Below are 24,703 nucleotides of genomic sequence, written 5' to 3'. Positions count from 1 at the left end.
GCCCCCTCATGCGACGGGCCACGGACGCGGAGTGCGTCCGTGGCCCGTGGTGTGTTCCGCCGGGTCAGCCGGCCCAGACGTCCTCCACGTAGAGACCGGACTCGACGAGGGCCGCCAGCCAGGCCGCGGCCTCCTCGGCCCCCGCGCCGGTGTTCGCGCGGTACGTCGTCATGAACGCCTCCCGCACCGCCGGGGCCATGCGGCGGCCGTCGCCGCAGACATGGACGCTGCCGCCGGCCTCCAGCACGGCCCAGACCTCGTCGCTCTCCCGGAGGATGCGGTCCTGGACGAAGCGGGCGCCGTCCTCGGGGGCGTGGGCGAAGGTGGGGCGCATGCTGACGGCCCCGGCCGCCTCGGCCCGTTCGAACTCCGCGCGGTGCAGATAGTCGACGTCCGGGTGGTCGCAGCCGAAGTAGCACAGCAGGGAGCCGCCGGTGCCGGTGTGCAGGCGGTCGAGGACGGCGCCGCGGAACGGCGCGAGGCCGGTGCCCGCGCTGACCAGGACGACCGGTACGGACGGGTCCTCGGGCAGCCGGAACGACTCGTTGCAGGGGAGCACCCGGGCCTGCACGGTGTCCCCGGCCCTCAGCGTCTGCACGTAGTGCGAGGCGACGCCGCGGAAGGCGCCCTCGCCGCCGCGATGGGGCGCGGCGAGCAGCGACACCATCAGGTCGACCTCGCGGGGCGCCGCCTCGGCGGAGGACGAGATCGAGTAGTGGCGCGGACGCAGGACCGGCAGCAGCTCCAGGAAGCGCTCGAAGGGCAGCTCGCAGGAGCGGTAGCGCTCCAGCAGGTCCAGGACGCTGCGACCTGCCATCTTCTCGGGAGCGGCCGCGAGTTCGGCCAGGGGCCGCTTCTCGGGCGGGCAGGCGGTGTGTTCGGCGAGCACACGGACCTGGTCCGGGGTGGCGGGGTCCTGGAGCTCCACGAAATCGGTGAGCAGCCGGCGCAGGGTCAGCGGGCGGTCGACGGGCAGGGCGCCGGAGCTGCGGCGGCGGGCGCGCAGCCGGACGGTGCGGTCGAGGTCGAGGGCGAAGCGGTCGGCGACGCGCCGGACGAGGGCGTCCGGGTTGCGGGGCAGGACGGCGAGGTGGTCACCGGTGCGGTAGGTGACGCCCTCGGGCAGCCGGAGGCGCAGGAAGCGCTTGGAGCGGCCCAAGGGGTGGGTGGTGTCGACGAGTTCGCGGGTGTCGAGCACCTCCATGGGCTGTACGCCGTGGCGGGCGGCGAGTTCACCGGTGACGGAGTCGGCCGCGTCCTCCAGGGTGTACAGGGCCTCGTCCTGGGGCTGGTTGCGGTTCTGGTCCCGGTTCCGGTCCCGGCCCTGGTTCCCGTCCGGCACGGTGTTCGCGGGGGCCCCGTAGCGCTCCAGGAGGGTGGTCCACAGGTCGGACGTCCAGCGGTCCACGGCCGCCGCGAAGTCGCCGGAGGCGTCGGCGGCGCCGCGCGCCAGCAGGGGGACGGCGCCGGCCGCCGCGAGGCGTTCGTCGATGAGGGTGGGAACACGCTGGTAGGTAGCGGCCCAGTTGCGGTCGCCGACGCCGAGCACCGCGTACGGGACGCCGTCGAGCGCGCCGGGCTCCAGCTCGTCCAGCCAGTCGACGAAGCGGGCGGCGTCGTCGGTGGGGCGGCCGTTGTAGGAGGCGGCGACGATCACCACCGGGTCCTTGGTACCTGCCAACTTGCCGACGTGGTCGTCGAGGGGCGCGACGGAGGCGGCGAAGCCGTTCTCCTCACCGTCCGCCACCAGGTCGCGGGCGAGGCCCGCGCAGGTCCCGAGGTTGGAGCCGTGCAGCAGGGTCAGGGCGGTACCGGTGGCGCGGCGGGGCGCGGGGCGGTCCTGGTGGGCGGGCGCCGCGGGCGTGGTGGCGGCGGGCGTACGGCGCTCCTCGCTGGTGCGCCGGGCGAGGGTGACGGTGAAGTCGCCGGGCTTGAGGGTGAGCGACTGCTTGATCTTCAGCTGGTAGTCGGCGTGGTCGATCAGCCGGTAGCGGTGCACCAGCAGGCCGAGCAGCAGCGTGGCCTCGTGCAGCGCGAACTGGCGGCCGATGCAGGCACGCTCCCCGTTGCCGAACGGCTTGAAGAGATGGACCGGGCGCCGCGCCTCCCGCTCGGGCGTGAACCGGTCGGGGTCGAACAGCTCGACGTTCTCGCCCCACGCGGGATCGCGGTGCAGGGCCGGGGTGAGCACCAGCAGGGTCTCTCCCTTACGGACCGGGTACCTGCCACCGAGGACGGTGTCCTCGACAGGTTCGAGGGCGAAGCCGGGCGCGGTGGGCCACAACCGCAGGCTCTCGTTGAGCACCTGCCGGACATACGCCAACTTGCCGACGTCGCCGTACTCGGGGTCGGGCATGTCCGTGTCGCCCCACAGGGCGTCCACCTCGGCCTGGGCGCGGGCCAGCACCTCGGGGTGCTTCATCAGGTAGTAGAGCGCGAAGGACAGCGCCCCGCTGGTGGTCTCGTGCCCGGCGATGAGGAACGTGATCACCTGGTGGCGGATGTTCACGTCGTCGAGCGGTTCGCCCGTCACCGCGTCCCGGGTGTGCAGCATCCGCCCCAGCAGGTCGTCGGTGCTCGTGTCACCGGACGCCCGGCGCTGCCGGATCACCTCGTCGACAAGGTCCGTCATCAACTGTGCGTCCTTGCGGAACCTGTCGGCCTGCTTCCAGCGGAACACCTCGGTGCCGGGGACGGACTCCCCCTTGGCCTGGGTGAACTCCAGCGCCCGGGACATCGCGCCGACGAAGGGATGCGGCGCGTCGTCCCGCTCGAACGAGGCGAAATCGCGGCCGAAGCCGCACAGGCCGATCGTGTCGAACGTCAGCCGCGTCATGTCCGCGGGGACGTCCAGGGGGTGGTTCCCGGCGGCGCGGTCCCACTTGGCGAGGAGGGAGCGGGCGACGCGGAGCATGGTCGCGTGGTAGCCGCGCATCGCGCCCAGCGAGAACGCGGGCATCAGGATGTCGTGCGCCTTGCGCCAGTTCGCCTCGTGGTGGAAGGCGGTGAAGAGGCCGTCCCCGGCGATCTGCCGGATCTCGACGAGGTCGGGCGTGACGTTCTTGCGGAAGCGCGTCTCGTCCGCCAGCTCGGCCACCAGATCCAGCCCGGCGACCACCACCGTCTCGACCCCGAAGACCCGGATCCGGAAGACCGGCCCCAGCTCCTTGGCCTCCTTCATCAGATGCAGCAGCCCATCGGCACCACGGGGGATGCCCAGGGCATGACCGACCAGCGGCAGCGCCGGGCGCTCAGGAATCGTCTCGACCGGGGACAGGGCCACGTTGCTCATGAGCGTGCCTTTCGTTCCGCACTCGCCGTCGGTTGCGCTTCACCTTACAGGCGACTTTGTCGAGTGAACATGTCGGGCGATTGTGTTACTTGACACGGTCGGGCGGGAGAACCGGAGGGGGTGGTATGGCGTCCGGGGGCGGGGGCTTGTGTGTCTCTGTCGTCGCTCTGTGGTCCTTGTGGGAGGGGTGGGGGCGGGGTGGTGGCCGCTTGTCCGCCGTCGGCGTGTCCGGGGGCGAGTCGGCTGCGCGTACCGTGCGACGGACGGGGCCGCCCGGACGACGATCATGACCACGCCCCCCATCTGCAAGGATGAGTCCATGATCGAGACGGCCGAACGCCGCGCCCTGGTGCTCGTCGCCGAGGACGACCCGGGCGTGCGCAGCACACTGGACCAACTGCTGCGCTTCGAGGGCTACCAGGTGCTCCTGGCGCCCGACGGGCTCCACGCGCTCGACCTCCTCAGCCAGCACCGCCCGGACCTCGCGGTGGTGGACGTGGTCATGCCCGGCATGGACGGCCTCGCCCTGTGCCGTACGCTGCGCCGCCGCGGTGACCGGCTGCCCGTCCTGGTCCTCACCGCCCGCCACCAGATCGGCGACCGCGTCGCGGGCCTGGACGCGGGCGCCGACGACTACCTCGCCAAACCGTTCGCCACCGAGGAACTCCTCGCCCGCATCCGCGCGCTGCTGCGCCGCGCCGCACCCCCCGAGACCGCCGCCCTCCTGACCGTCGGCGACCTCACCCTGGACCCCGCCACCCGCCGGGCCCACCGCGGCACACACCCCCTGGACCTGACCAAGACCGAGTTCGACGTCCTGGAACTGCTGATGTGCAACGAGGGCGCGGTCCTCACCCGCGCCCAGCTCTACGAACGCATCTGGGGCTACGACTTCGACACCACGTCCCGCTCCCTGGACGTCTACATCGGCTATCTCCGCCGCAAGACCGAACAGCACGGCGCGCCCCGGCTGATCCACACCGTGCGCAACGTCGGTTTCGTCATCCGTCCGTCATGATGCTCCGCACCAAGATCGCAGCGGTCGTCTTCGCGGCCGCGGCGCTCGCCATCGCCTTCATCGCCGCCGTCTCCTACCGCAATGTCGGCAACCTCCTCGCCGACGAGCTCGACCGCGGCCTCGACGACCGCGCCGAGACGGTCATCGCCGTCCTCACCGCCTCCCGCACCCCGCCCGCACGCCCGGACATGACCGAACAGGTTCTGCCCGCCCGGGGCCCCGTACGCCTGCTCTCCCCCGGTCACACCCCGCTACCGGTCTCCGCCGCCGCCCGCCAAGTTGCCCGGACGGGCACGGGCACGAGCCGCGAGGACGTCACCGTCGACGGCACCGAGTACGGCGTCCTCACCAGGGCGCTGCCCGGAGGCGGAGCGGTCATGATCGGCCAGAGCTACGAGTACGCCGAGCGCCTCGACCACGCGTTCCTCTGGCGCATCTCCTGGACCACCGTGCTCGCCTCCGGCGTGTCCGCCCTGGTCAGCTGGCTCGCCCTGCGCCGCATCCTGCGCCCCGTCCGCCGCCTGGCCCAGGCCACCGGACGCATCACCACCACCCAGGACCTCTCGACCCCGCTGCCGCCCGCCGGCTCCGACGAGGTCGGCCAGCTCACCCGCAGCTTCGAGGCCATGCTCACCGCGCTGCGCCGCTCCCGCGCCCAGCAGCAGCAACTCGTCCAGGACGCCAGCCACGAACTGCGCACCCCGCTCACCTCGGTCCGCGGCAGCGCCGAACTGCTGCAACGCGCCCGCGGCGGACTCGCCCCCGAGGACGAGGAGCAGATCCTCGCCACCCTCGTCACCGGGACCATCGCCCTCGACGACCTGGTCCGCGAACTCGTCGACCTGGCCACCGACCGCTACACCGCCGAGGCCCCCACCGTCGTCGACCTCCCGACCACCGCCGAGGACTCCGCCCACCGCTACCGCCAACTCACCGGCCGCACCATCACCCTCACCACCACCCACCCCCTCCCGGTGTTCGCCCGCCCCCGCGCTCTCCAACGCTGCATCGACAACCTCCTGAGCAACGCCGCGAAATTCAGCCCCGCCCCCACCCCCATCACCCTCCACATCAACGGCACCCGCCTCTCCGTCCGCGACCAGGGCCCCGGCATCGCCCCCGCCGACCAACACGCCGTCTTCGCCCGCTTCCACCGCGGCCCCCACACCCAGACCACCCCCGGCTCCGGCCTCGGCCTCGCCATCGTCCACGACCTCATCACCACCGACCACGGCACCGTCTTCGCCACCACGGCCCCGGAAGGCGGCGCGGAGGTCGGCTTCGAGCTGCCGGCGCATGGGAGTGGGGGTGAGGGGTGAGGGGTGGGCCGACGGGCTCCGTCGCGCCTCGTTGAGGGTTTTAGTTCTCTCCTTCGCTTCCAAGACCACCAGGACTTTCACCAAGAAGGCGACGAACCTTCCCGACCACCTCAAGCGGGCACGCAAATCCCTCAAATCGGCCGGTAACGAACTCACCAAGCGGAGCGACGCCCTGCACGACATGAAGGCGAAGGCGAACCACTACGAGGCGGACGTCACCCCGAGGCGCAACGCCCGAACCGGCCCGCCGTCGCGACTTCGGAAGGCGGCGGCTCCGTCCCCTGTCACGGGGCGGCCGATCGTTCCCGTCCCTCACCTGCACGGCGCCGACGATGTCGTACCGCGCGGAGGTCCGACCAGAGCCCCCGAGGGGAGGCAGCGCGTCGACCATCAACCACACCGTCGGGGCGGGTGTCGATCGCGTGTCACCGGGCACCGGTGCGGCACCCAACCCCATCGACGCGAGAGAGGTACGTCATGACGGCGACCAAGCTGCTGCGCGGGAAGAACTGGCACGACGGAATCGAGCAGGTGCATGTCGGCGACAGGATCAAGGTCGACTCACCGACACTGGTCGACGCCGACGGCAAGCCCGTGGCGGGCGAGACCCTGGAGATCGAACTCGACAACGATCTTGCGAAGTTCGACGACGACTCCCACAGATATCTCGACACCACGAACGCCCAGGGCCAGGTACCCATGCACGACATCGAGGTCGTTGGCACCCACGAGACCAACGCCCCCCACCGCGGCGGATTCGACCTCATGGGAATGGCACTCGTGAAACCGCCGGTCGATGGCGTCACGGACTCGTTCCACATCGACTCCTCGAAGACCTGAACCCCTCAGACGGCACCCGTGGCACAACACCGACCACGGGGCCGCCAAGGAACGCCCATCCCGCACGCAACGCGCGCGGGTCCGATCGTGCCTTCGGTCCCGTACGACCGGAGGCACCGCGATGACCACGGAAAACTCCCGCGCACCCCAGGCAGATCCGTACAACTGGTTCCGGCGGGCCGGGACATTCTCGATGCCTTCTGGCTCACCATCGCCCCGTACCGGCAGCACGTGCGCGGCGATCAGTCAGCACCTCAGCCCATGAAGACGCCGCAAGCACGAGTCGGGCCATGATGCCGCCGCCACGCCGACGCGCACTCCTGTCGCCTGCCGGAAGCAGATCTCCCACCGCGCCTGCCGCATCCCACCAGCCACGACAAGCATTCACCCCCCTTACCCACGAAAGACCCAAAACGGACTTACAGCTCTCCCTGAGAGCGTCGAGCCTGCCTTCACTCCTGAAAACGACAGGAGAAAGCCAGGTCAGCGCCGTGGCGCACCCCTGACTGCACGGCGACCCGCACCGCACGGCACCCCATCCGCTACGCTGTCCCTGGTCAGAAGCTGATCAGCCCGTACGCCTGCAGCACAGGACAGCTGACCGCACCTGACCAGCGGGCTTGCCGACCTCGCCAAAGAACCACTACTCGGGTCTTTGACAAGGTTTTCTGCAGGCCCCCGCCTCCGTAGCTCAGGGGATAGAGCACCGCTCTCCTAAAGCGGGTGTCGCAGGTTCGAATCCTGCCGGGGGCACATGGGAAAGGGGCACCTACGGATCTCCGTAGGTGCCCTTTGACATCCAGGTCTGACATCAACGCGGGCGGTCACTGGCGACCGGTGCGCCTCTTCCTCAGCAGCCGGTCCATGTGGCTCATGGCCTCGCGCTGGGTGTCCTGCACGACGTGCGTGTAGACGTCCATGGTGATGCTGATCTGCGAGTGCCCAAGGATCTCCATCACCACGCGGGGCGCGACTCCAGCCGCTGTGAGGAGCGTGGCGGTGCCGTGCCGGGCGTCGTGCAGCCGGATGACGCGGAGGTCGGCGGAATCGGCGACGCGGGTGAAGGAGCGGTAGACGTTCCGCGGCTCGACGGGGCGGCCGGTGCGAGTCGTGAAGACGTAGCCGGACTCCTGCCACTTCTCCCCCGCCTTGGCTCGTACGTTCGCCTGCCGCATCCGGTGCCAGCGAAGCGGGGCGATGCACATCGCGGGCCGCGGTACGGCGCGCCGGCGACGGCTCTTCGGATCGTCGTCGTACAAGACACCACGGCGGCGCTGAGTCTGCTGGCGGACATAGAGAACGCGCCCGTCGAGATCGATGTCCGCCCAACGGAGACCAACGATCTCTCCCCGGCGAAGGCCCATCGCGATGGCCAGCACGAAGGCCGCGTAGAGCGGATCAGTGCGGGCCGCGGCAAGGAAGTCCAGCGTCTCGTCCAGCGTCCAGGGCTTCAGCTCCCGTGAGTTGGTGCGGGGTGGCTCGACGAGCTTCGCAACGTTGCGCGCGATCAGCTCCTCACGGCAGGCCGAAGACAGCGCCGAGCGCAGAACTCGGTGCGATTCCTTGGCCGTTGCCGCCGTGGTCTGCTTCTCCAGGCGGACGAGGAAGCGGCGGACATCGGCGACGCCGAGGGATTCGAGCCGCTTCGCGCCGAGCATGGGCACGAGGTAGAGCCGGACATGCGTCTCGTACTTGTCGTACGTGCTGAGCTTGCGCCGAGGCTTGATGACGTTGTCGAGCCAGTACGGCAGCCATTCGGCGAGCTTGGCCGACCGGGTGGGCACGGGCACGCCCTGGTCCACCTTGTCGAGGAGTTCGCGACGCTTGGTGTCGCATTCGGTCCAGGTCTTGCCGTAGGCGTACTTGCGGGCGCGGGTGCCGTCGGGCTGGAGGACGTAGACGGCGGCTTGGTAACGGCCGTCCTTGCGCTTGGTGATGGTGCCAACCCCGTTGGGGTTTCGCTTGCGTTGTGGAGGCATCAGGCGGCCTCCTCGATGCGGTCGCGGATGTAGTCGGCCAGGGCGTTTTCGGGGATGCGGCGGGATCGGCCTTCGGTGATCGAGGTGAGGCGCTTGGAGCGGATGAGGTCGTAGATCTTGGAGCGTCCGTACTTCAGCCGTGCCATGACCTCCGGCACGGTCAGCAGTTGTCCCGTGGCGGTGGTCATGGCCGGTTGTCTCCTTCGAGGTTGAGCCCCTCATGGGCTTCACGGGCAGGCTCACGGTCGGGGTGGATCGTGGTGGCGAGCCAGGACTCACCGGGGGTGAGACCGGTGCCGGCGAAGGTCCAGTGGGAGAGGACGAGGGTGGTTTCGGTGGTGGCGGTGGGGGTCGGCTCCGGGGGGTTGGGCTGGGCCTGGAGGCGTTGCCATTCGGCGCGGGCGGTGCGGAGGGCGCCGAGGGTGGTCGAGTAGTGGCGGGTCTTGGTGGAGAAGTGGCCGCGGAAGCCGAGCATGTGGGCCCAGGCGCGTAGGCGGAGGTCTTCGAGGTCGCGGCGTCCGCCGAGGGTCCAGGCGGTGCGGATCATGCGGCGGGCGTGGTCGTTGATGTCGAGTTGGGCGAGTTCGGCGAGGAACTTGAGCGGGCGGTCGAGGGTGCCGGTGGCTGTCTCGGCGCCCTTGGTGGCGTACTTGGCGATGTAGGCGGCGACCGCGCGTTCGGTGAGCTCGGTGCCGCCGTCGAGGTCGGCGGAGCGGATCGGGCGGATGTCGAGTTGCTTGCCAAAGGTGAAGGTGTGGGTTCTGCCGTCGACGGTTGGGCCGGGCACGGTGGTCTTGGTGGTGGCGGCCTGGATGGCGTCGGTCAGGAGGTCGGTCGTGGCCCAGGTCGGCGGTGGGGTGTTGCTGCCGGCGGGGCCGTCGAGGCGGATGACGGCGTGGAAGTGGACCGCGCCGCGTTTTTGGTACTCGGGGACCTTGGCGAAGGAGACGCGGGCGTGGTGGCGGAAGGCCCGTTGGGTGAGGCCGGCTCGCTTGGCGATCTCTCGGCGGAGGTAGATGGAGAAGCGCCGCCACAGGGCGCCGGCGTGGGCGTTCCACAGCACCGCTGACTCGTAGTCGTACGTCTCGGGGTTGAGCGCGGTGCCCAGCGCGGGGGCGTCGTCGAGGTGGCGGGTGCCGCAACGGCAGGGGCGGGCCGTTCCGCCCTTTCCCGTAGGGCGGTTGTGGACGGGGCCGAAGGACGGGGCGGTGAAGGTGGCGAAGACGCGGGGGTGGGTGCCGACTTGTTCGGGGGTGCCTTTGCCGCCGCGGAGGCCGGCGGTGATCAGTTGGTAGGTGTCGCGGCGGTAGGTCTCGGCGCAGGCCGCGCACCGGGTGGTGCGGCGGTTGTTGCAGCGGACGAGCAGGTGGCCGGCAGGGAAGTCGGTGGCGTGCAGCTCGGAGAGGATCTGGCCGGTGGTGGGGTGGATCTCGGTGCGGTGGCCGTCGAGGCGGATGGGTTGGCCGCACCCGCCCAGGCCCCGAAGTTGCCGGAGCAGGGCGGGCATGGTGCCCAGTGAGGCCAGCGCGGCCAGGTGCGTGATCGGCGGCGTGGTGCGGGCGGGCATCGGGTGATTTCTCCTTGGTTGGCTAGTCGTCTAGATGTGTGTGCCGTTGACGATGTGGACTCCGGTGCGGGTGCCGGACTCCACGGCGGGGGCGAGGAAGGTGTGGGCGAGCCAGAAGCCGAAGAGGGCGATGGCGACGGCCGCCCACATGCGGATGCCGAGGAACTTGATCGTGGCCCAGGCGACGACGCCGAGGACGAGGACCAGGGGCAGGGTGACGGTCACGGGCGGGCCTTTCAGCGGACGGGGCAACGGTGGGTGCGGGCCGCCAGCTCGGCGGCGGCACGGCTGTCGTAGTCGGCGGAGAAGCCGCAGCGCGGGGCGGTGCACGCGGCGGTGTGCTTCTCCCGGCCCCGCATGTCGTAGGCGGTCCCGACCTGGACGGGGCCGATGCGGGCGACGTTGCGGAAGCGGCGGTTGGCGACCATCAGCGCTCCTCCGGCTTACGGACGAAGTCGTCGGCGTGCTCGGTGAGCCACCGCGCGATCTCTTGGCTCTCGTCCGGATCGGCGGCGAGGATGACGGGCTCGGCGGTGGCCATGGCCTCAACGAAGCGGCCGGCACGGGTGAGTTCGGCGGCGCGTTGTAAGGCGTGCAGGGTGGACGGGCGCATGGGGCGTTCTCCTGTCACAGTCGGGCGGCGACGGCTTCGGCGAGCTGGGCGGGGATGCCGAGGCGGGCGCGCAGGGTCGTGGTGTCGATGGGGGCGCCGGTACGGGCGCGGTGGTCTACGGCGACCTGGCGGGCGTGGTCGACCAAGGCGGCCGGGACGGATGGGACGGGCGAGGCCGAGGGCGCAGGGCTGGGCGGCGTGACCGGCTTGGCGGGCGGCGGTACGGGGGCGGAGGCATTGAACCCTTCCGGTTTCCGCTCGGGTGCCTTCCCAGCCGTTGTCTGCTGTGGGGTGGAGTGCGCGAGCAGTGATCCGCCGAGGAAGGCGACCGCGGGCCAGCCGGCGACGAGGATGCGGAGCCAGGCCGGGACGGCGTGCACATCACTATGACATAGAGACAGCTACTCGTCTATACATGTTGGCTGTCTCGTGTGTACGAGTCGACGGAGGGGAGGGCGGAAGCGCATCGCGTTCCATCCGCCCCGTCATCAGGTGGCGGGGAGTTGGTAGTTCAGGACGTAGGCATCAGCGGCCATCACCGTGTCGCAGACCTCAACCGCACGCCCTTCGCTGTCGTGCGCGGTGCGGATCAGGTGGACCACCGGCACTCCGGAGGCCAGGCGCAGCGTCTTGACCTCCTGGGGCGAGGGCATCCGGGCCCGGATCTCCTCGTCGAAGTGGTCCAGACGGTGCCCCAGCTCTTCCAGCCGGGCGTAGATGCCGCCGGGGCCGGGATTCGGCTCGGCGATCGGAGTGCCGATCGCCAGGTCCAGCGGGATGTACGAGGTGGCGAACTCCACCGGCCGGCTGTCGAGCAGGTAGCGGCGGCGACGAGCCAGCACGCGGCGCGGCCCACCCAGGCGCGTGGCGATGTCCTGTGAGGGGCGCTCCTCCTTCACCTCCAGGCTGTCCACCTCCGGCCGGCTGCCCGCGGCTTCGGCCTCCACGGTGAACGCGGACTTGCCCTGCTCCCGATGCCGCCGGGCGAAGCGGTCCGAGGCCAGTCGCCGGACCGGCGGACGCGGCCGGACGAAGACGCCCTTGCCGTGCTCCGAGACCACCAGGCCCTCACCCTGGAGGACGGACAACGAGTTGCGGACGGTCATCCGCGATACGCCGTAGTGCTCGACCAGCTCAGTCTCGGACGGGAGCTTGTCGCCCTCCTTGAACCGGCCCTTGTCGATCGCCTCACGGAGCTGATCGGCGATCTGCCGGAACACCGCACGGTCACTGGTGGGGTCCAGGGCGCCGAGCAGGGAAGTTCCCTGAGCGGGCATTTTGACTCCTTTAGGTATCTAGACGAGCGGCTGACACTTATTGCTACGGTGGGAAGCCTAGCCAGCCGAAGGGGATGGAAGTTCCGTGAGCGCCGAGCGTCCGCACTCCGTGAGCGTCGCCGGAGTCATCGTTGACGACCGGGGCCGGGCCCTGCTCATCCAGCGCCGGGACAACGGCCAGTGGGAACCGCCTGGCGGCGTGCTCGAACCAGGCGAGACCATCCCCGAAGCGCTCCAGCGCGAAGTCCTCGAAGAGACCGGCATCAAGATCGGCCTTCCGGCGACCCTGACCGGCATCTACAAGAACATGACCGGCTTGATCGTCTCGATGGTCTTCCGCTGCGAGGCGACCGACGGCACCCCCACGACCGGCGAGGAAACCCGCGCTCTGCGCTGGGTAACCCGCGAGGAAGTCGCGGAACTCGCCGACGAGGCGTACGCGATCCGCGTCCTGGACGCCCTTGACGCGACTTCGCCACCCGCCGTGCGGGCGCACGACGGCGTGAAACTCATCTAGCTCGAACCCACTACCCATAGCGGCCCATCAGCGCAAAGGAACTTGTATGCACGAGTATACGAGCAGTCGCCTAGTTGTTGGAGGCGAACGCCCAACTTCGCTGGAGGAAGGTGTCGGTGTCGGCGGCGGATGGACGCTGCGCGACATTGCCCGCGATCAAGCGGTCGGTGCTGCTGCCGGCTACCGGTGCGAAGCCGTTGCCCACTCATTCCCTGAAGGCGGTTCCGTTCTGCTCGGCTCAGGCTCGGTGACCACTCCACGCCTGGCACTGCGGTGGCTCCGCAGCCGAGCCATCGACATCGCGGACCAGCTCGACGCCGCAGCGGCCCGACCGATCCGCCAGTGGCTCAGTGATCACGCCGCCCACGAGTACGCACTCTTCACCCGCAGTCATGCCCGCCCTTCGCCCCGGTTACTGGTGCGAGTGCTGGACCCAGAGCCCGGCGACCGGTGAGGCCCCCGTCCTCCTCGCCTCCTGCCAGGCCGACAACGCCGTCCAAGCCGTCCGCTGGATCCGCGTCGCACTCCGCACCATCAGCTCAGCCCTCGAACCCGAGGCGGCAGCATGCGCCCAGAGTTGGCTGGCTGGTGGTTACGTGGCCGCCATCGAGGCCCTGGCGTACACCACGCCCTACGAGATCACCGTCAGCCACCGCGACACCCACATCGAGTGGACCGCCCGGCCCGTGCTCTTCGTCGGCCTGGCCCACCGCGAGGCGACCGAACTCCCAGCTTGCGCCGAGAAGTTCACACCACGCCCGAAAGCCCCCACGCCCTACTGAGTAACAACCTTCTCTACGGGTTCAAGGCGGCTCGCTCCGCTCACCGCGCGTGGCCCGGCCCCCGGCCGGGCCTGCGCTCCTGTCTCCGCCCCGCTCCAGCCCGGCCGGCACCCGTCCCGCGCGCACAGCAATCAGCCGCTTGATGCCAGAGAAGGGGTACGTCGTGGCTGGGGTGGTCGGCTCCACGGCTTTAGGCGGCCACTTTGGGGCGAGCCTCTAAGATCATGGCCCCAACGTCGTGCTTTACCGGGCAGTCCGCAGACTGCCCGACGCGCCATCAGCTTACGGGGCCATGATCACTCGCCCCAAAGCAGCTCCAGCCCAAAGTCGCTCCGCGGACCGCACTACTCAACCCTCCGATCGATACCGTGAATTCGCTTTAGAAGCGGATATCACCGGAGTGCAGTCGATTACATAGCAATCGATCGACGGAAGGCTCGGGTCGGAATCAAAAACCCCCCGAACGAGATTCCACACTTCCTCCTTTGTGCGGGAATGACACATCACGATGTAAGTGCCACGCTCCGCACCAGCAGATTCCATATAGTTCGGCAGTTGAACGGCGAGTCCGTGCCGGATCTCACTTAGCTTCTCATCCTTCTTAAACTCGATAATATTGACCGAGTCGTTGAGCCTGACCGTGAAATCCGTAGGTCCGGACCCGTGATCCGCATTCGGATCCATATGGATGCCGAGGGCCCCGAAAGGGAGCTTCGAAAAGAGCCGGAAAATTCCCTGATGCTGGGTTTCATGGAGAGGCTGGCCGTCGCGCCCGTACAAGAGCTTCCAGGCTCCCTGTCGCCCAACAGCCGCGGCGAATTGCTCGACAGTCTGTTCAATTGTCGTAGCAAGCAGCTCGACATCCGGAGCATCAAACTTTAGTCGGATAAAATCCGATGCCCAGGGATCGCCACCGGCCAGCCTGTACAAGTCCCTTACCGGGGTGAGATCAATATGGCGCGTAGTGCCAAAAACAGGCTCCCGGTAGCCCGCTGCGACTATGTCAAACTTGTCACCAGAAATGAGCCGGCCAATCACAAACGAGGCATCATCGGCTCCGGACATGTTTACCGATGCAGTACTTGTTATTCTGCACTCATGCCGCACAACGGCGGTTATAGTCGCGCCGCCCCTTAGTTTGATCTTAGCCAAATCCGAATTGGCGTCCCGCGATGAATAGAAGGTGGTCCCCGAATGGGTGAACCAGTCACCTATCTCAATCTCAGATTCCGTCACCTCTGCAAGCCCGAGTGCACGAATCAGGTCAGAAACCGTGTTGCCGACAAGAGCGCTTCTGCGAAACTGCTTAAGGTCGTAATTCTCCGCAGTGGACCAGATTTTCTCAAATGCTGCGCCGCTTATCGGCTTGAGTAAATTGCGGAGAATATTAGGTCTGGCATAGTATGCCTGAATTGAGAGATTTGGGTCATCTTTCGCTGGAATCTCATTCCAGGCCATTCGTCCCCTTAGGTTGGGCAACAGGAGCTCTTTGTTGCAATATTAGTTGCGTCGAGCTCGGTTTAGTGAGCTGTTTGATACGCGGGGATTACTAACTCGTTCGCTCATGTTGCCCGCGGGGAGCGCGGGTCCGTGCCAGAACCGTGCCAGGTCTGAAAGGGAAGCCACGGGAGGGCGCGGACGGCGAGCCCTCGGCGTCGAGGGTCCGTCAGGACAGCTCCCCCTCGGCGGGTCAGAAGTCCATTTAGTTCTAGACCACCTGGTCCTCCCAGGCTTAGTTTGGGCCCTGGTGCCGTGGTCACCGGTCGGCCGTCGCGAGTTGCTCCGGTCGGCACCCAGCAAACGTGGCTGAGGCCGGCTTGGGTACAGCGAGGCATACGCGCGCCTCATCGTTCGGCGTGCCCACCGTCGTGGCTGACTGTCGTCGGCTGAGGGACGAGCGGGCCCCGGATCGGCTCAGGAGTGATGGTCAGGCCAGCGGTATGGACGCCTACGGAGGCCCGTTGCTGTACAGCAACGCAGTGCAGCAACCCAGCAACCGCCGGCCTTCATACCCCTCCCGGTGGTGTGTACGACCTCGAATGACCGATCTCTGTAGAGTTACGGATCGGAAGGCCTCTGACATCCACGGCTGACATCAACGACGCCGGACGGAGGCGTTCACCAGCGGCTCTGTCCGGCCATCGCATCAGTCGACGGCAGCAGCCGGAGCAGGCCCGGATCGAACTCCTAAAGCGGGTGTCGCAGGTTCGAATCCTGCCGGGGGCACCACGTTTGTGGCCTGGGGTTTCTTCCCCGGGACGGGTTTGGTCGGCCTCGGACTCCTTGTCCGGGGCCGTTTTGCGTGCGCGGGTGGGCCACGTCCCGATCTTCGGCGTTTCCCGGCGCGGGCTCCGACTGGGCACCTCCGGCCCCCTTGGCATCGTCATCGCGCTTCCCACTGCCCCGTCGCGTCGGATCCGGGAGGGGCGGCTCTGGAGGGCCCGCGGGTGGCGTCGGCCCGCCTGGGAGACGGCGTCGCCGGCATGTACCGGCACGCCGGGGCAGAGATTTCGTTGGATTCGGGGGATTCGAGGGATCTAGCTTTGGCGTATGGGCCATGCGAAGACCTCGTACGTTTGCTTGTCCTGCAGGGCCTCGTACAAGAGGTTCTTTCCTGGGGAGTACGACCGTGAACGGGTCTGCCCGCGTTGTACCGAGCCGATGATCCATGTGGGGTCCGCCTTCGCGGCGCCCAAGAAGAGGGATGTCGCGGGGTGGCGGGTGCTCTCGGTGGTGTTGCACGCCGGTGTTCGTTTTCGCATGGGTTGCAGCGATGGCCCAGGGTTTCGTCCCCGCACGCTCAGGGAGGTGCGAGAGCGGATGGCCTACGCCCGGGTCAGTGGAGAGCCGTTCGCCGAGGCGTTGATGCGGTGCGAGTTGCCCTGAGGGGCGAATGGGGTTCCCCCTGCTTTTCGGGTGTGATGCATGTGGCGCGTGGGGTGCGTCACAGGGCGGGGTGGTGGGATTCCTCGGTGGTGGCGTCGGCGGGCGCGTGCGGGGGCGGTGGAGTTATCCACAGGGGCCGCGGGAGGGGGTGGGTTGCTCGTACGCTTCTGGAATGGCTCAGGCGGACGTGGAAGTGGTCGTGGACATGGATGTGGAAGGCGTGCCGGAGGCGGGCGAGGCGGTGCAGGTGCTGCGCCGGGTGTTCGGGTACGACGCGTTCCGCGGCAGTCAGCAGGAGATCATCGAGCACGTCATAGGGGGCGGCGACGCCGTCGTCCTGATGCCGACGGGTGGCGGGAAGTCGCTGTGCTACCAGATTCCGTCGCTGGTGCGGAGCGGGGTCGGGGTGGTGATCTCGCCCCTGATCGCGTTGATGCAGGACCAGGTGGACGCGCTGCGGGCGCTCGGGGTGCGGGCCGGGTTCCTCAATTCCACGCAGGACATGGAGGAGCGGCGGCTGGTGGAGGCCGAGTTCCTCGCCGGGGAGCTCGACCTGCTGTACCTGGCGCCGGAGCGGCTGCGGGTCGAGCAGACGGTGAGCCTGCTGGACCGGGGCAAGGTGTCGCTCTTCGCGATCGACGAGGCGCACTGTGTCGCCCAGTGGGGCCACGACTTCCGGCCCGATTATCTGGCGCTGTCGATGCTGCACGAGCGGTGGCCCGACGTACCGCGGATCGCACTGACCGCGACGGCCACGGAGGCCACGCACACCGAGATCACCTCCCGGCTGCGGATGGAGAACGCCCGGCACTTCGTGGCGAGCTTCGACCGGCCCAACATCCAGTACCGGATCGCGGCGAAGAACGAACCGAAGCGGCAGCTGCTGGACCTGCTGCGCGGCGAGCACGCCGGTGATGCCGGGATCGTGTACTGCCTGTCGCGGGCGTCCGTCGAGAAGACGGCGCAGTTCCTGGTGCAGAACGGGATCGACGCCGTGCCGTACCACGCGGGTCTGGACCCCCGCACCCGCGCCGCGCACCAGTCGCGCTTCCTGCGCGAGGACGGTCTGGTCGTGGTCGCCACCATCGCGTTCGGCATGGGGATCGACAAGCCGGACGTACGGTTCGTGGCGCATCTGGATCTGCCGAAGTCCGTGGAGGGCTACTACCAGGAGACCGGACGCGCCGGGCGTGACGGTCAGCCGTCGACGGCCTGGCTGGCGTACGGGCTCCAGGACGTGGTGCAGCAGCGGAAGATGATCGACGGGTCGGAGGGCGACGACGCCCACCGGCGGCGTCTTTCCGCGCATCTGGACGCGATGCTCGCGCTGTGCGAGACGGTGGAGTGCCGACGGGTGCGGCTGCTGGCGTACTTCGGGCAGGAGAGCGGCCCGTGCGGCAACTGTGACACCTGCCTCGCGCCGCCGCAGACCTGGGACGGGACGGTGCCGGCGCAGAAGCTGCTGTCGACGGTGGTGCGTCTCCAGCGTGAGCGGGGGCAGAAGTTCGGGGCCGGACAGATCATCGACATCCTGATGGGCCGCAAGACCGCCAAGGTCGTCCAGTTCGACCATGACGCGTTGAGCGTCTTCGGGATCGGCGAGGACCTGCGGGAGGCCGAATGGCGCGGTGTGGTGCGGCAGTTGCTGGCACAGGGACTGCTCGCCGTCGAGGGTGACTACGGCACGCTGGTGCTGACCGGGACGAGCGGCGAGGTGCTGCGCGGGGCGCGCGAGGTGCTGATGCGACGCGAGCCGGAGAAGGCGCAGCGGGCCGCCAAGGCGAAGGCGAAGACGCGGAAGGCCCCGGTGGATCTTCCGGAGGAGGCGCTGCCGGTCTTCGAGGTGCTGCGGGCCTGGCGTGGCCGTACGGCCAAGGAGCAGGGTGTACCCGCCTATGTGATCTTCCACGACGCGACACTGCGGGAGATCGCCGTCGCCCGGCCGACCGGCATCGCCGAACTCGGCACGATCAACGGGGTGGGCGAGAACAAGCTCGCGAAGTACGGGCAGCAGATCTTGGATGTGTTGGCGGGGGAAGGGGACGGGGCGGCTGCGGGGGGCGGTGGTTCCTTTGAGGTGCCTGGGGCTACTGAAGCAGGAGGCTCGGGGAGCGCTCATGGTGCTGAAGGTGGCCGTGGTGTGGGGAATGACCGTGGCGTGAGTGGTTCGGGTGCCGCCGGGGGTGCTGGGAGCGCCAGTGGTGCGGGTGCCGGTCGGGCCGGTGGTACGGGAGCGGCTAGTAGGGCCGCCGGTGCTGGTGGTGCGGGCAGTGCGGGCGCGGTAGCCGGTGCGGGCTCAGTGGCCGGTGCGGGCGCGGTGGCCGGCGTCGCCGTGGCCGGTGCCACCGTGGCAACCGATGCCGGCGCTGCCGCGAGCGCTGCGGGTGGGTCGTTGTTCGCGGATCTGCCTCCTGAGGCATGGGATGTTCCGGAGCCGGAGGAGGAGATCGATTGGTGAGGGGCGTATGCGGGTAGGGACGCGAAGGAGCGTGGACGGTCCCTCCCGGGCGTCGGTGGAGTAGAGCCCTCAGTGGCAAACCCATCCCGGACGGCCGGTCTCCCCGGGCGCCGGTGGGGTGGTGCGGCCCCGAGGACTGTTACATGACGCATGGGCAGGCTGTTACATGACGTATGGGTTCTCGTGACGGGCGATCCGTAGCGTATGGGCCGTCAGATCGGCCGTGGCTGCCGCCGGAATCGGGGGATGCAGCCGCCTCAGGCCCCTGGCGGTCCCACCGCCCACGACGAGGAGTGCTCCATGCCGGCCAAGTGCCGCTCCGTGATCCGTACCGCCGCCATCGCGACCGGCGTTCTCGCCGCCCTGCTCGTCCCCACGAGCGCGGCCGTCGCGGTGGATTCCACCGTTCCCTCGGGCCGTGCGTCCATCATGCTCCCGGACGACGGCCTGGCCGGGCTGGCCGTCCGCGCCGGTCATCTGCCGCCCGCCGGTATCGCCGGTGGCCTCGGCGCACTCGGCGCCGTCAGTGTGGCCGTGGGCGTGCACCGCCGCCGCCACGATCGCGCGGACGAAGCCGTCGGCCGCCTGACCCCCGCCGGCGCGGGCCGCGGCGGCGGGACGCGCCGCGCCTGATCGCAAGGCTTCCGTTCCCCAGCCGGGGCTTTCGTCTCTCGCCTGGGGTCCGTGACCCGGAATCCCGCGTCCGGACTCCCTCTGCGGGAACCGGACTGTCGCCTCGTACCGGCCGTCATCCTTATGGGTGGCGGCCCGGTTGCGTTGGCCGGGGCGGGTGGTGCGTACGTGGCTGGCGAGGCGGGCGTACGGATCGGCCTGGGCCTGTCCGCGACGAAGCGGGGGCAGATACGCGGCCGGGCTCCGGCGCGCGCCCCGGGAGAGCCACCGAGCAGCGCCGACGACCCTACCGGGCGGCGGAACCCGGAAGGGCCGGGCCGTCCCACAAGCGGGACGTTTCGGCGCCGGCCGTAACGTCCCGGCGGACAATGGGGGCATGACCACTCCCGCTCACAGTGCGGAACTCGCGCGGACGGCGGCTCTGCTCGCGGACCGTACGCGGGCCACGTTCTGCCTGGCTCTGATGGACGGACGTGCCTGGACGGCCGGTGAGCTGGCGGCGCACGCACGGGTCGCGGCCTCGACGGCGAGCGAGCATCTGACCCGGTTGACCGACGGCGGGCTGCTCGTCGAGCAGCGGCAGGGCCGGCACCGTTACGTCCGGCTCGCGGGGCCGTGGGTCGCGGAGATGCTGGAGACGCTGACCGCTCATCTGGAGCCGCCGGAGGTGCCGCCGCGCGGGTTGCGTGCGGCGAGCGCGTCCGCGGCGCTCGCGCGCGGCCGTACCTGCTACGACCATCTGGCCGGGCGGCTCGGCGTGGCCCTCACCGACGCGATGACCGGGCGCGGACTGCTCGACCAGGACGGCGGGTTCGCGCTGACGGCGGCGGGGCGCGACTGGTTCACCGACGGCCTCGGGATCGAACCGTCCGCGCTGCGCCCCCGCCGCCGCCCGCTGGCGCGCGGCTGTCTGGACTGGACGGAGCGCCGGCTGCATCTGGCCGGGACGGCCGGCGCCCTGGTCTGCGCGCGGTTGTTGGACCGGAGCTGGGTCCGGCGCATCGGCAGCGGACGCGCCGTGAAGCTCACGCCGGAGGGCGCGGACGCGCTGGGCACGCTGCTGGGGCTGGATGTGGGGGCGGTGGGGTTGGATGTTTGAGGACTGCGGCGGGGCGGCGTCCGGACTGCGCCTCGGGCCGATGGGCCGAGCTGGGGTCCTGGGCCGGGAGCGGGCTCGTGGCCTCCGTCTCGGAACGGAAGGGCCGGGCTGAGACCTTGGCCGCTGGACCGGACGTCCGGGCTCGGCCTCCGAGCTGGGGCAGTTGAGGGGCGCGCCACGTGGTGGTCCTCCTGCCCCGCCAGTCGCTCACACAGCTGCGGGATGCCGGGGCCGCGCGACTCGTACCCCGGAACGGCCTCCCGGGCTCCGTCCACGACGCGCCCCGCCCGTCCCCCTCGGCTCAGTGCCGGTGCACCAGCCCCCTCACCTCACCCCGCACTCCCCTTCCCTCCCGTACAGCGCCACCCGTGCCCCTCGTACATCACGGCTGGTGCAGAGGACGAAGGCGTCGCGCAAGGTGTCGCGTTTGGCGATTTCCTGGTCCGTGGTGTCGGTGGGCTGGTCCTGGGGGTCGCCGGCGACGACGATGCGGCGGGTGGTGAGCATGCGGTGGCGGATGGTGTCGCCGGAGCGTTCGGTGCCGTAGAGGCTGTGGGAGGCCACCGGGGTGCGGTCCAGGGCGAGGTCGTGCAGGCCCGCGTAGACGGAGGGGTCGATCGCGGCCCAGACGCGGCGGCGGGCGGGCAGGAACAGCAGGCCGTCGCCGGGGGCGGAGAGTTCCTCGACCGCGTGGGCGATCGCGGCGGCGTCGTCCACCCGGGAGGCGGGGGTGCGCAGATGGATGCTGACGGGCAGCAGGAGCGCGAGCACCAGTACCGGTACTCCCACGCGCCGCAGCCGTCCCCGTGTCCGCCCGGTGCCGTCGGTCCGGCGCAGCAGCGTGGGCAGGGCAGCGCCGGCGAGGAGGGCGAAGCCGGAGACGGAGTAGAGGACGTAGCGGTCGACGTAAGTGGGTTCGGCGTCGGAGAGGACGAAGAGGAAGAGGGTGGGCAGGAGGAGCAGCGGGAGTCCGAGGGCGCGCAGGCCGATGGGGCCGCGCGAGCGCACCCTGACGCGGGAGCAGGCGATGCCGGCGGCCGCGAGCGCGGCGAAGGTGAGCAGTTGTACGGGGTCGGGCCAGACGAGCCAGCCGAGCTGCGCCGACTGGCCGGTGCTGTAGAGGGCGAGCGGGGCGAGCCCGGCGGCGGTGCCCAGGGCGGCGAGTGCCCAGGCACGCAGGGTGCGGCGCGGGAGGCGGGCGAGGACGAGGGCGGCGCCGTGCACCGGCAGCACCAGGCAGGCGAACTCGTGCAGCAGGCAGGCGCCCAGCATCAGCGCCCCGTACCCGGCCCACAGCCTCCGGCGCGGCCGGGCGGCGGCCCGTACCAGCAGATACGTGGCCCAGACGACGAGGGCGCAGACCAGGGCGTACGAGCGGCCCTCCTGCGCGTACTGCTGGACGGTGGGGATGAGCGCGAAGACGACACCCGCGCACAGTCCCTCGCGCCGCCCCACCAGGCGCTCGCCCAGCAGGGCGACGCCGGCGGCGGCGGCCGTCATGGCGAGGACGGACGGCAGGCGCAGGCCGATCGCCGCACCGAGGGCATCGCCGAGCGTGGCGTCGTAGACGGCGAACCAACCGTGCATCAGCGCGTAGTACAGGCCGTGCACGATGTCGACGTGCAGGAGGGTGGCCCACAGATCTGACAGGCCGCGGTGCGCCATGTCGTAGGTGACCGCCTCGTCCCGCCAGATGCTGCCGCCCCTGCCCGTCCCCCACAGCCCCAGAGCGAGGGTCAGGGCCACCGGCACCAGGACGACCGTGCGCCGAGGCGAGGCGGGCCGGAGGTGAACGAGGCGTATGCGGGCGGGCGCCGCCTGAGCCTTCTGGACGGTACTGATGACGGGCTCCGGTTCGTCGTGCGGGTCGTCAGGACCCTAACCGTCGGACAATCCAGCGGTCGCCCGGCGGGTGGGGACGGCAAGGCGCACGGCGCAGAGATCCTGCGCAAGAGCGGTCTGCGTGATAAGCCGCACGGCTGGTTTCTCTCCGGTCAGTAAGACAATTGCCGCCGCTGGACGACATCCCCTTGTCGCTGACTTGATCCCTTGCCCGGGGTCGTCCAGCCGGGAAATGAGCTGCGGCTCGGGCGCATATCCGTGCACCCGAGCCGCAATCATCTTCTGGGAATCAGCCGATACGCGTGACCTTCGCACCGAAGGACGGCTCAGCCAGATCGCTCTGCAGCGCCACCGGCACCTCGATTTCGCCGAGACCGCTTCCTGCGGTCAGCACGCCGACTTCGGTCCCGGCCTTCGCCTCGTGGGGAATCGGCTTTCCGTTGCCGTTCAGCTTCAGTTCCACCGACATCCCGGGCCAGCCGATCACGGTCATGTCCTTGGTCGCGGCGACCGGGGTCGTCCCGCCGAGTCCGTCGTCGACCTGTCCGACAACCTGCCCCTTCTTGACGACCTGCTGGGTCTCAAGCTGCTTGCCTGCCTCAAGAATGAGATCCCGGCTGGCCCACATGGCAGTGTCGATCGGCGGATTCTTGTGCTGCCCGAAGACCGCGCCGATTATCAGCTGCGTGGTGTCGCCGACCTTCTTCTCCGCAGCGAAAAGCAGATTGCCGCCCGCCTTGGTCGTGGAACCGGTCTTGATGCCGACCACACCGTACAGCGGCACGAGCTTGTTGAAGTTCTTCTGTTCCTTCGCTTCCGGGCTCAGCGGGGCGCCGCCCGAAGTCGTCGTGGCGTGGTAACTCGGCTTTCGCGCCATCGCCCGGAAGGCCGGGTCCGTCATGGCCTTCTTCGCCAGCTTCACCTGGTCCTCGGCCGTGCTGACCGTGGACTCCTTCAACCCGCTCGCGTCGGTGTACGTGGTGTTCGTCATGCCGAGTTCCTTGGCGGTGTCGTTCATCTTCTTGATGAACGTCTCCTCGTCACCCGCGTCCCAGCGGGCCAGCAAACGCGCCGCGTTGTTCGCGGACGGCAGCATGACGGCTTCCAGGGCCTCCCGCTCGGAGATCTTCTGCCCCTTCTTGACCTCGACGACCGACTCGCTCTCCCGCTTGCCGTTGACGTAGTCGTCCTCGGCCTTCTGGTCCACGTCTATGGACGGACCGTCTTCGCCCTTCTTCAGCGGGTGATCCTTGAGGATCAGATAGGTGGTCATCACCTTGGCCACGCTGCCGATGGGGAGCGGTTTCATCTCACCGTGCGACCCCATGCGGCCGAGTCCATCGATGTCCACCACTGCCTGCCCCTCACCGGGCCAGGGCAGGGACGGAGTGGAGCCGCCGAAGGAATGCTTCGCGTCCGCGGTGAGCGCGAGCTTGGGGGCCGGCAGCGGACGCACCACCTGGACGACCACGAAGATGACCGCCAGCAGGATGACCAGCGGCGTCCAGATCTTGAAGCGGCGTACGACCGTCCGGAGCATGGTCTCCGGCGGCGGCGGGGTGTTGGTGAGCTGCGCGAGCAGGTCGAGCGGCGGCATCGGCTCCTGCCGGGTCCGCTCGGAGTCGGGCAGACCGGGGGCAGCGGACGCGGCCTCGGGCCGGGTGGCGGTGGCCGTCCCGGTGGCGGTGGCCGTCCCGGTGGCGGACGGCGCGGCGGACGCCTTGCCCGGTTCCGCGGACTTCTCCGCCTTCTCCGCCTTGCCCGGCTTTTCCGGCTTCTCCGGCGACTTGTCCGCCGTCTTCTCCGACGCCTTGTCCGCGGCCTTGCCGGCGGACTTCGCGAGCGGGTCGACGGGCGTCTTGGGGGCCGTCTTGCCGATCGACCTCTCGGACGTGGCGGCGTCGGCCGACTTCAGCGCGACGAACTGGCTGGTCCGCTCGGCGTCCGCCTCGGCGGTCGAGCGGGCGGGCTTGGCGTCCTTGGCGGGCTTGTCGGCCTTTTCGGTCTTGTCAGCCTTCTCGGCCTTGTCGAGCTTGTCGCCCTTGCCGGGCTTGCCGTCCTTGGCGGCCTCGGCGGGCTTGGCCTCGTCGCCGTCCTTGGCGCTCTTGGCGGCGTCCGCCTCCTTGCTCCCGGCGTCCGCGGTGGACTTACCCGCCCCGGAGGCCGCGGTGGACGCACCGGCACCGGACGACGCGGCAGCCTTGCCCGCCCCAGTGGCCTTGTCCTTGTCGCCGTCGACCGCCGCGGAACCGTTCGTGCGCGCGCTGCCGCCCGGTGCGGCGTCCCCGCCCTCTTCCTTGCCCTTCTCCGTCTTCGCGACGGTGAAGACGCGGGTGGCGTTGTCGACCGCCGTCCCGTCCTCGTCGCGCTTGGGGGTGAGGGTCTTGAAGACGGCCGTCGCCCGGTCCACGGCCTCGCCCTCGGCGCCGGAGGCGGGCTTCTTCCCGTCCGCGCCCTCGGGCTTCGCCCCGGCCCCGGCCTCGGGCTTCGCCCCGTCCGCCTTCTTCGCACCCGTCGCGGCGGCCGCCTCCGTGCCCGCCTTCCGCCGCCCGTCGGCCGCGGGCTTCGCCCCCGGCTTCGC

At 69.7% G+C, this 24,703-nt stretch carries 22 protein-coding genes, 1 tRNA gene and 1 pseudogene; 11 read left to right on the top strand and 13 right to left on the bottom strand.

Features of this window, described 5'->3' with window-relative positions; translation table 11 throughout:
* Positions 1-64: 64 nt before the first annotated feature.
* A complete protein-coding gene (locus tag AC51EU_RS05500) occupies positions 65-3,292 on the bottom strand; it encodes a bifunctional cytochrome P450/NADPH--P450 reductase (protein ID WP_496265502.1) in 3,228 nt (1,075 codons plus the stop codon).
* A 319-nt stretch (positions 3,293-3,611) separates the two neighbouring features.
* Here AC51EU_RS05500 and AC51EU_RS05495 point away from each other — a divergent pair, with 319 nt between their 5' ends.
* The 4 genes from AC51EU_RS05495 (at position 3,612) to AC51EU_RS05480 (ending at position 7,222) form a co-directional block, all read left to right on the top strand.
* The gene (locus AC51EU_RS05495) at positions 3,612-4,310 is read left to right on the top strand and encodes a response regulator transcription factor (RefSeq protein WP_496265501.1); all 699 of its coding nucleotides are present in this window, start codon (positions 3,612-3,614) and stop codon (positions 4,308-4,310) included.
* Positions 4,307-5,629 carry a HAMP domain-containing sensor histidine kinase gene (locus AC51EU_RS05490; protein ID WP_496265500.1) on the top strand — a complete coding sequence of 441 codons (1,323 nt, stop codon included), beginning with the start codon at positions 4,307-4,309 and terminating at the stop codon, positions 5,627-5,629. Before AC51EU_RS05495 ends, AC51EU_RS05490 begins: the two co-directional genes overlap by 4 nt.
* Before the next feature lie 477 nt (positions 5,630-6,106).
* A complete protein-coding gene (locus AC51EU_RS05485; RefSeq protein ID WP_496265499.1) occupies positions 6,107-6,469 on the top strand; it encodes a hypothetical protein in 363 nt (120 codons plus the stop codon).
* 680 nt (positions 6,470-7,149) lie between these two features.
* Positions 7,150-7,222, top strand: a tRNA-Arg gene (locus AC51EU_RS05480).
* Between the two features lie 71 nt (positions 7,223-7,293).
* Here the strand turns inward: AC51EU_RS05480 and AC51EU_RS05475 are convergent.
* The 8 genes and pseudogenes from AC51EU_RS05475 to AC51EU_RS05440 all read right to left on the bottom strand — a co-directional run bounded on the left by AC51EU_RS05475 (position 7,294) and on the right by AC51EU_RS05440 (position 11,905).
* Complete coding sequence (locus AC51EU_RS05475; protein WP_496265498.1) at positions 7,294-8,448, bottom strand: tyrosine-type recombinase/integrase; 1,155 nt, start codon at positions 8,446-8,448, stop codon at positions 7,294-7,296.
* Positions 8,448-8,636, bottom strand: coding sequence for a helix-turn-helix domain-containing protein (locus tag AC51EU_RS05470; protein WP_496265497.1), 189 nt, complete (start codon positions 8,634-8,636; stop codon positions 8,448-8,450). The genes AC51EU_RS05475 and AC51EU_RS05470 overlap by 1 nt, the downstream gene beginning before the upstream one ends.
* Positions 8,633-10,015, bottom strand: coding sequence for a replication initiator (locus AC51EU_RS05465; RefSeq protein WP_496265496.1), 1,383 nt, complete (start codon positions 10,013-10,015; stop codon positions 8,633-8,635). The genes AC51EU_RS05470 and AC51EU_RS05465 overlap by 4 nt, the downstream gene beginning before the upstream one ends.
* A 30-nt stretch (positions 10,016-10,045) precedes the next feature.
* Positions 10,046-10,240 carry a hypothetical protein gene (locus tag AC51EU_RS05460; RefSeq protein ID WP_496265495.1) on the bottom strand — a complete coding sequence of 65 codons (195 nt, stop codon included), beginning with the start codon at positions 10,238-10,240 and terminating at the stop codon, positions 10,046-10,048.
* Between the two features lie 11 nt (positions 10,241-10,251).
* The gene (locus AC51EU_RS05455) at positions 10,252-10,443 is read right to left on the bottom strand and encodes a mobile element transfer protein (protein WP_376170685.1); all 192 of its coding nucleotides are present in this window, start codon (positions 10,441-10,443) and stop codon (positions 10,252-10,254) included.
* Entirely contained in the window at positions 10,443-10,628 is a 186-nt protein-coding gene (locus AC51EU_RS05450; protein ID WP_407616626.1) for a response regulator, read from the bottom strand. The genes AC51EU_RS05455 and AC51EU_RS05450 overlap by 1 nt, the downstream gene beginning before the upstream one ends.
* 14 nt (positions 10,629-10,642) lie before the next feature.
* Positions 10,643-11,011: pseudogene (locus AC51EU_RS05445) on the bottom strand (DUF2637 domain-containing protein); the annotation flags it as partial.
* 105 nt (positions 11,012-11,116) lie between these two features.
* The gene (locus AC51EU_RS05440) at positions 11,117-11,905 is read right to left on the bottom strand and encodes a GntR family transcriptional regulator (protein WP_496265494.1); all 789 of its coding nucleotides are present in this window, start codon (positions 11,903-11,905) and stop codon (positions 11,117-11,119) included.
* Positions 11,906-12,014: 109 nt separating this feature from the next.
* Between AC51EU_RS05440 and AC51EU_RS05435 the strand changes: the two genes are divergently transcribed.
* Complete coding sequence (locus AC51EU_RS05435; RefSeq protein WP_496265510.1) at positions 12,015-12,422, top strand: NUDIX hydrolase; 408 nt, start codon at positions 12,015-12,017, stop codon at positions 12,420-12,422.
* Between the two features lie 70 nt (positions 12,423-12,492).
* On the opposite strand, the gene AC51EU_RS05430 is transcribed toward AC51EU_RS05435, so the two are convergent.
* Positions 12,493-12,627 (bottom strand): hypothetical protein, encoded by a 135-nt coding sequence (locus tag AC51EU_RS05430; protein ID WP_496265493.1) that lies wholly within the window; start codon positions 12,625-12,627, stop codon positions 12,493-12,495.
* Positions 12,628-12,814: 187 nt separating this feature from the next.
* Here AC51EU_RS05430 and AC51EU_RS05425 point away from each other — a divergent pair, with 187 nt between their 5' ends.
* Positions 12,815-13,204 (top strand): hypothetical protein, encoded by a 390-nt coding sequence (locus tag AC51EU_RS05425; RefSeq protein ID WP_496265492.1) that lies wholly within the window; start codon positions 12,815-12,817, stop codon positions 13,202-13,204.
* A gap of 348 nt (positions 13,205-13,552) precedes the next feature.
* Here the strand turns inward: AC51EU_RS05425 and AC51EU_RS05420 are convergent, their stop codons facing one another.
* A complete protein-coding gene (locus AC51EU_RS05420) occupies positions 13,553-14,662 on the bottom strand; it encodes a DUF8371 domain-containing protein (protein ID WP_496265491.1) in 1,110 nt (369 codons plus the stop codon).
* A gap of 1,092 nt (positions 14,663-15,754) precedes the next feature.
* Here AC51EU_RS05420 and AC51EU_RS05415 point away from each other — a divergent pair.
* The 4 genes from AC51EU_RS05415 to AC51EU_RS05400 all read left to right on the top strand — a co-directional run bounded on the left by AC51EU_RS05415 (position 15,755) and on the right by AC51EU_RS05400 (position 20,280).
* On the top strand, positions 15,755-16,090 hold the full coding sequence (locus AC51EU_RS05415) for a deoxyxylulose-5-phosphate synthase (RefSeq protein WP_496265490.1): 336 nt from the start codon (positions 15,755-15,757) through the stop codon (positions 16,088-16,090).
* Positions 16,091-16,262: 172 nt separating this feature from the next.
* Positions 16,263-18,548 carry a DNA helicase RecQ gene (gene recQ, locus AC51EU_RS05410; RefSeq protein ID WP_496265489.1) on the top strand — a complete coding sequence of 762 codons (2,286 nt, stop codon included), beginning with the start codon at positions 16,263-16,265 and terminating at the stop codon, positions 18,546-18,548.
* A gap of 300 nt (positions 18,549-18,848) precedes the next feature.
* Positions 18,849-19,181 (top strand): hypothetical protein, encoded by a 333-nt coding sequence (locus AC51EU_RS05405; protein ID WP_496265488.1) that lies wholly within the window; start codon positions 18,849-18,851, stop codon positions 19,179-19,181.
* A 376-nt stretch (positions 19,182-19,557) separates the two neighbouring features.
* Positions 19,558-20,280 (top strand): ArsR/SmtB family transcription factor, encoded by a 723-nt coding sequence (locus AC51EU_RS05400; protein ID WP_496265487.1) that lies wholly within the window; start codon positions 19,558-19,560, stop codon positions 20,278-20,280.
* Positions 20,281-20,604: 324 nt separating this feature from the next.
* Here AC51EU_RS05400 and AC51EU_RS05395 read toward each other — a convergent pair whose 3' ends face one another.
* Positions 20,605-22,032, bottom strand: a complete 1,428-nt coding sequence (locus AC51EU_RS05395) for a glycosyltransferase family 39 protein (RefSeq protein WP_496265486.1) — start codon at positions 22,030-22,032, stop codon at positions 20,605-20,607.
* 36 nt (positions 22,033-22,068) lie between these two features.
* On the opposite strand from AC51EU_RS05395, the gene AC51EU_RS05390 reads away from it, so the two are divergent.
* Entirely contained in the window at positions 22,069-22,281 is a 213-nt protein-coding gene (locus AC51EU_RS05390; protein ID WP_496265485.1) for a hypothetical protein, read from the top strand.
* A 130-nt stretch (positions 22,282-22,411) separates the two neighbouring features.
* On the opposite strand, the gene AC51EU_RS05385 is transcribed toward AC51EU_RS05390, so the two are convergent.
* Positions 22,412-24,703: D-alanyl-D-alanine carboxypeptidase (locus AC51EU_RS05385; protein ID WP_496265484.1), on the bottom strand; the 2,292-nt coding region annotated here is incomplete at its 5' end.

It is taken from the genome of Candidatus Streptomyces philanthi (assembly GCF_059553635.1).
The sequence above is the reverse complement of the archived record's forward strand: the minus strand, read 5'-3'. Positions and strand labels throughout refer to the sequence as shown.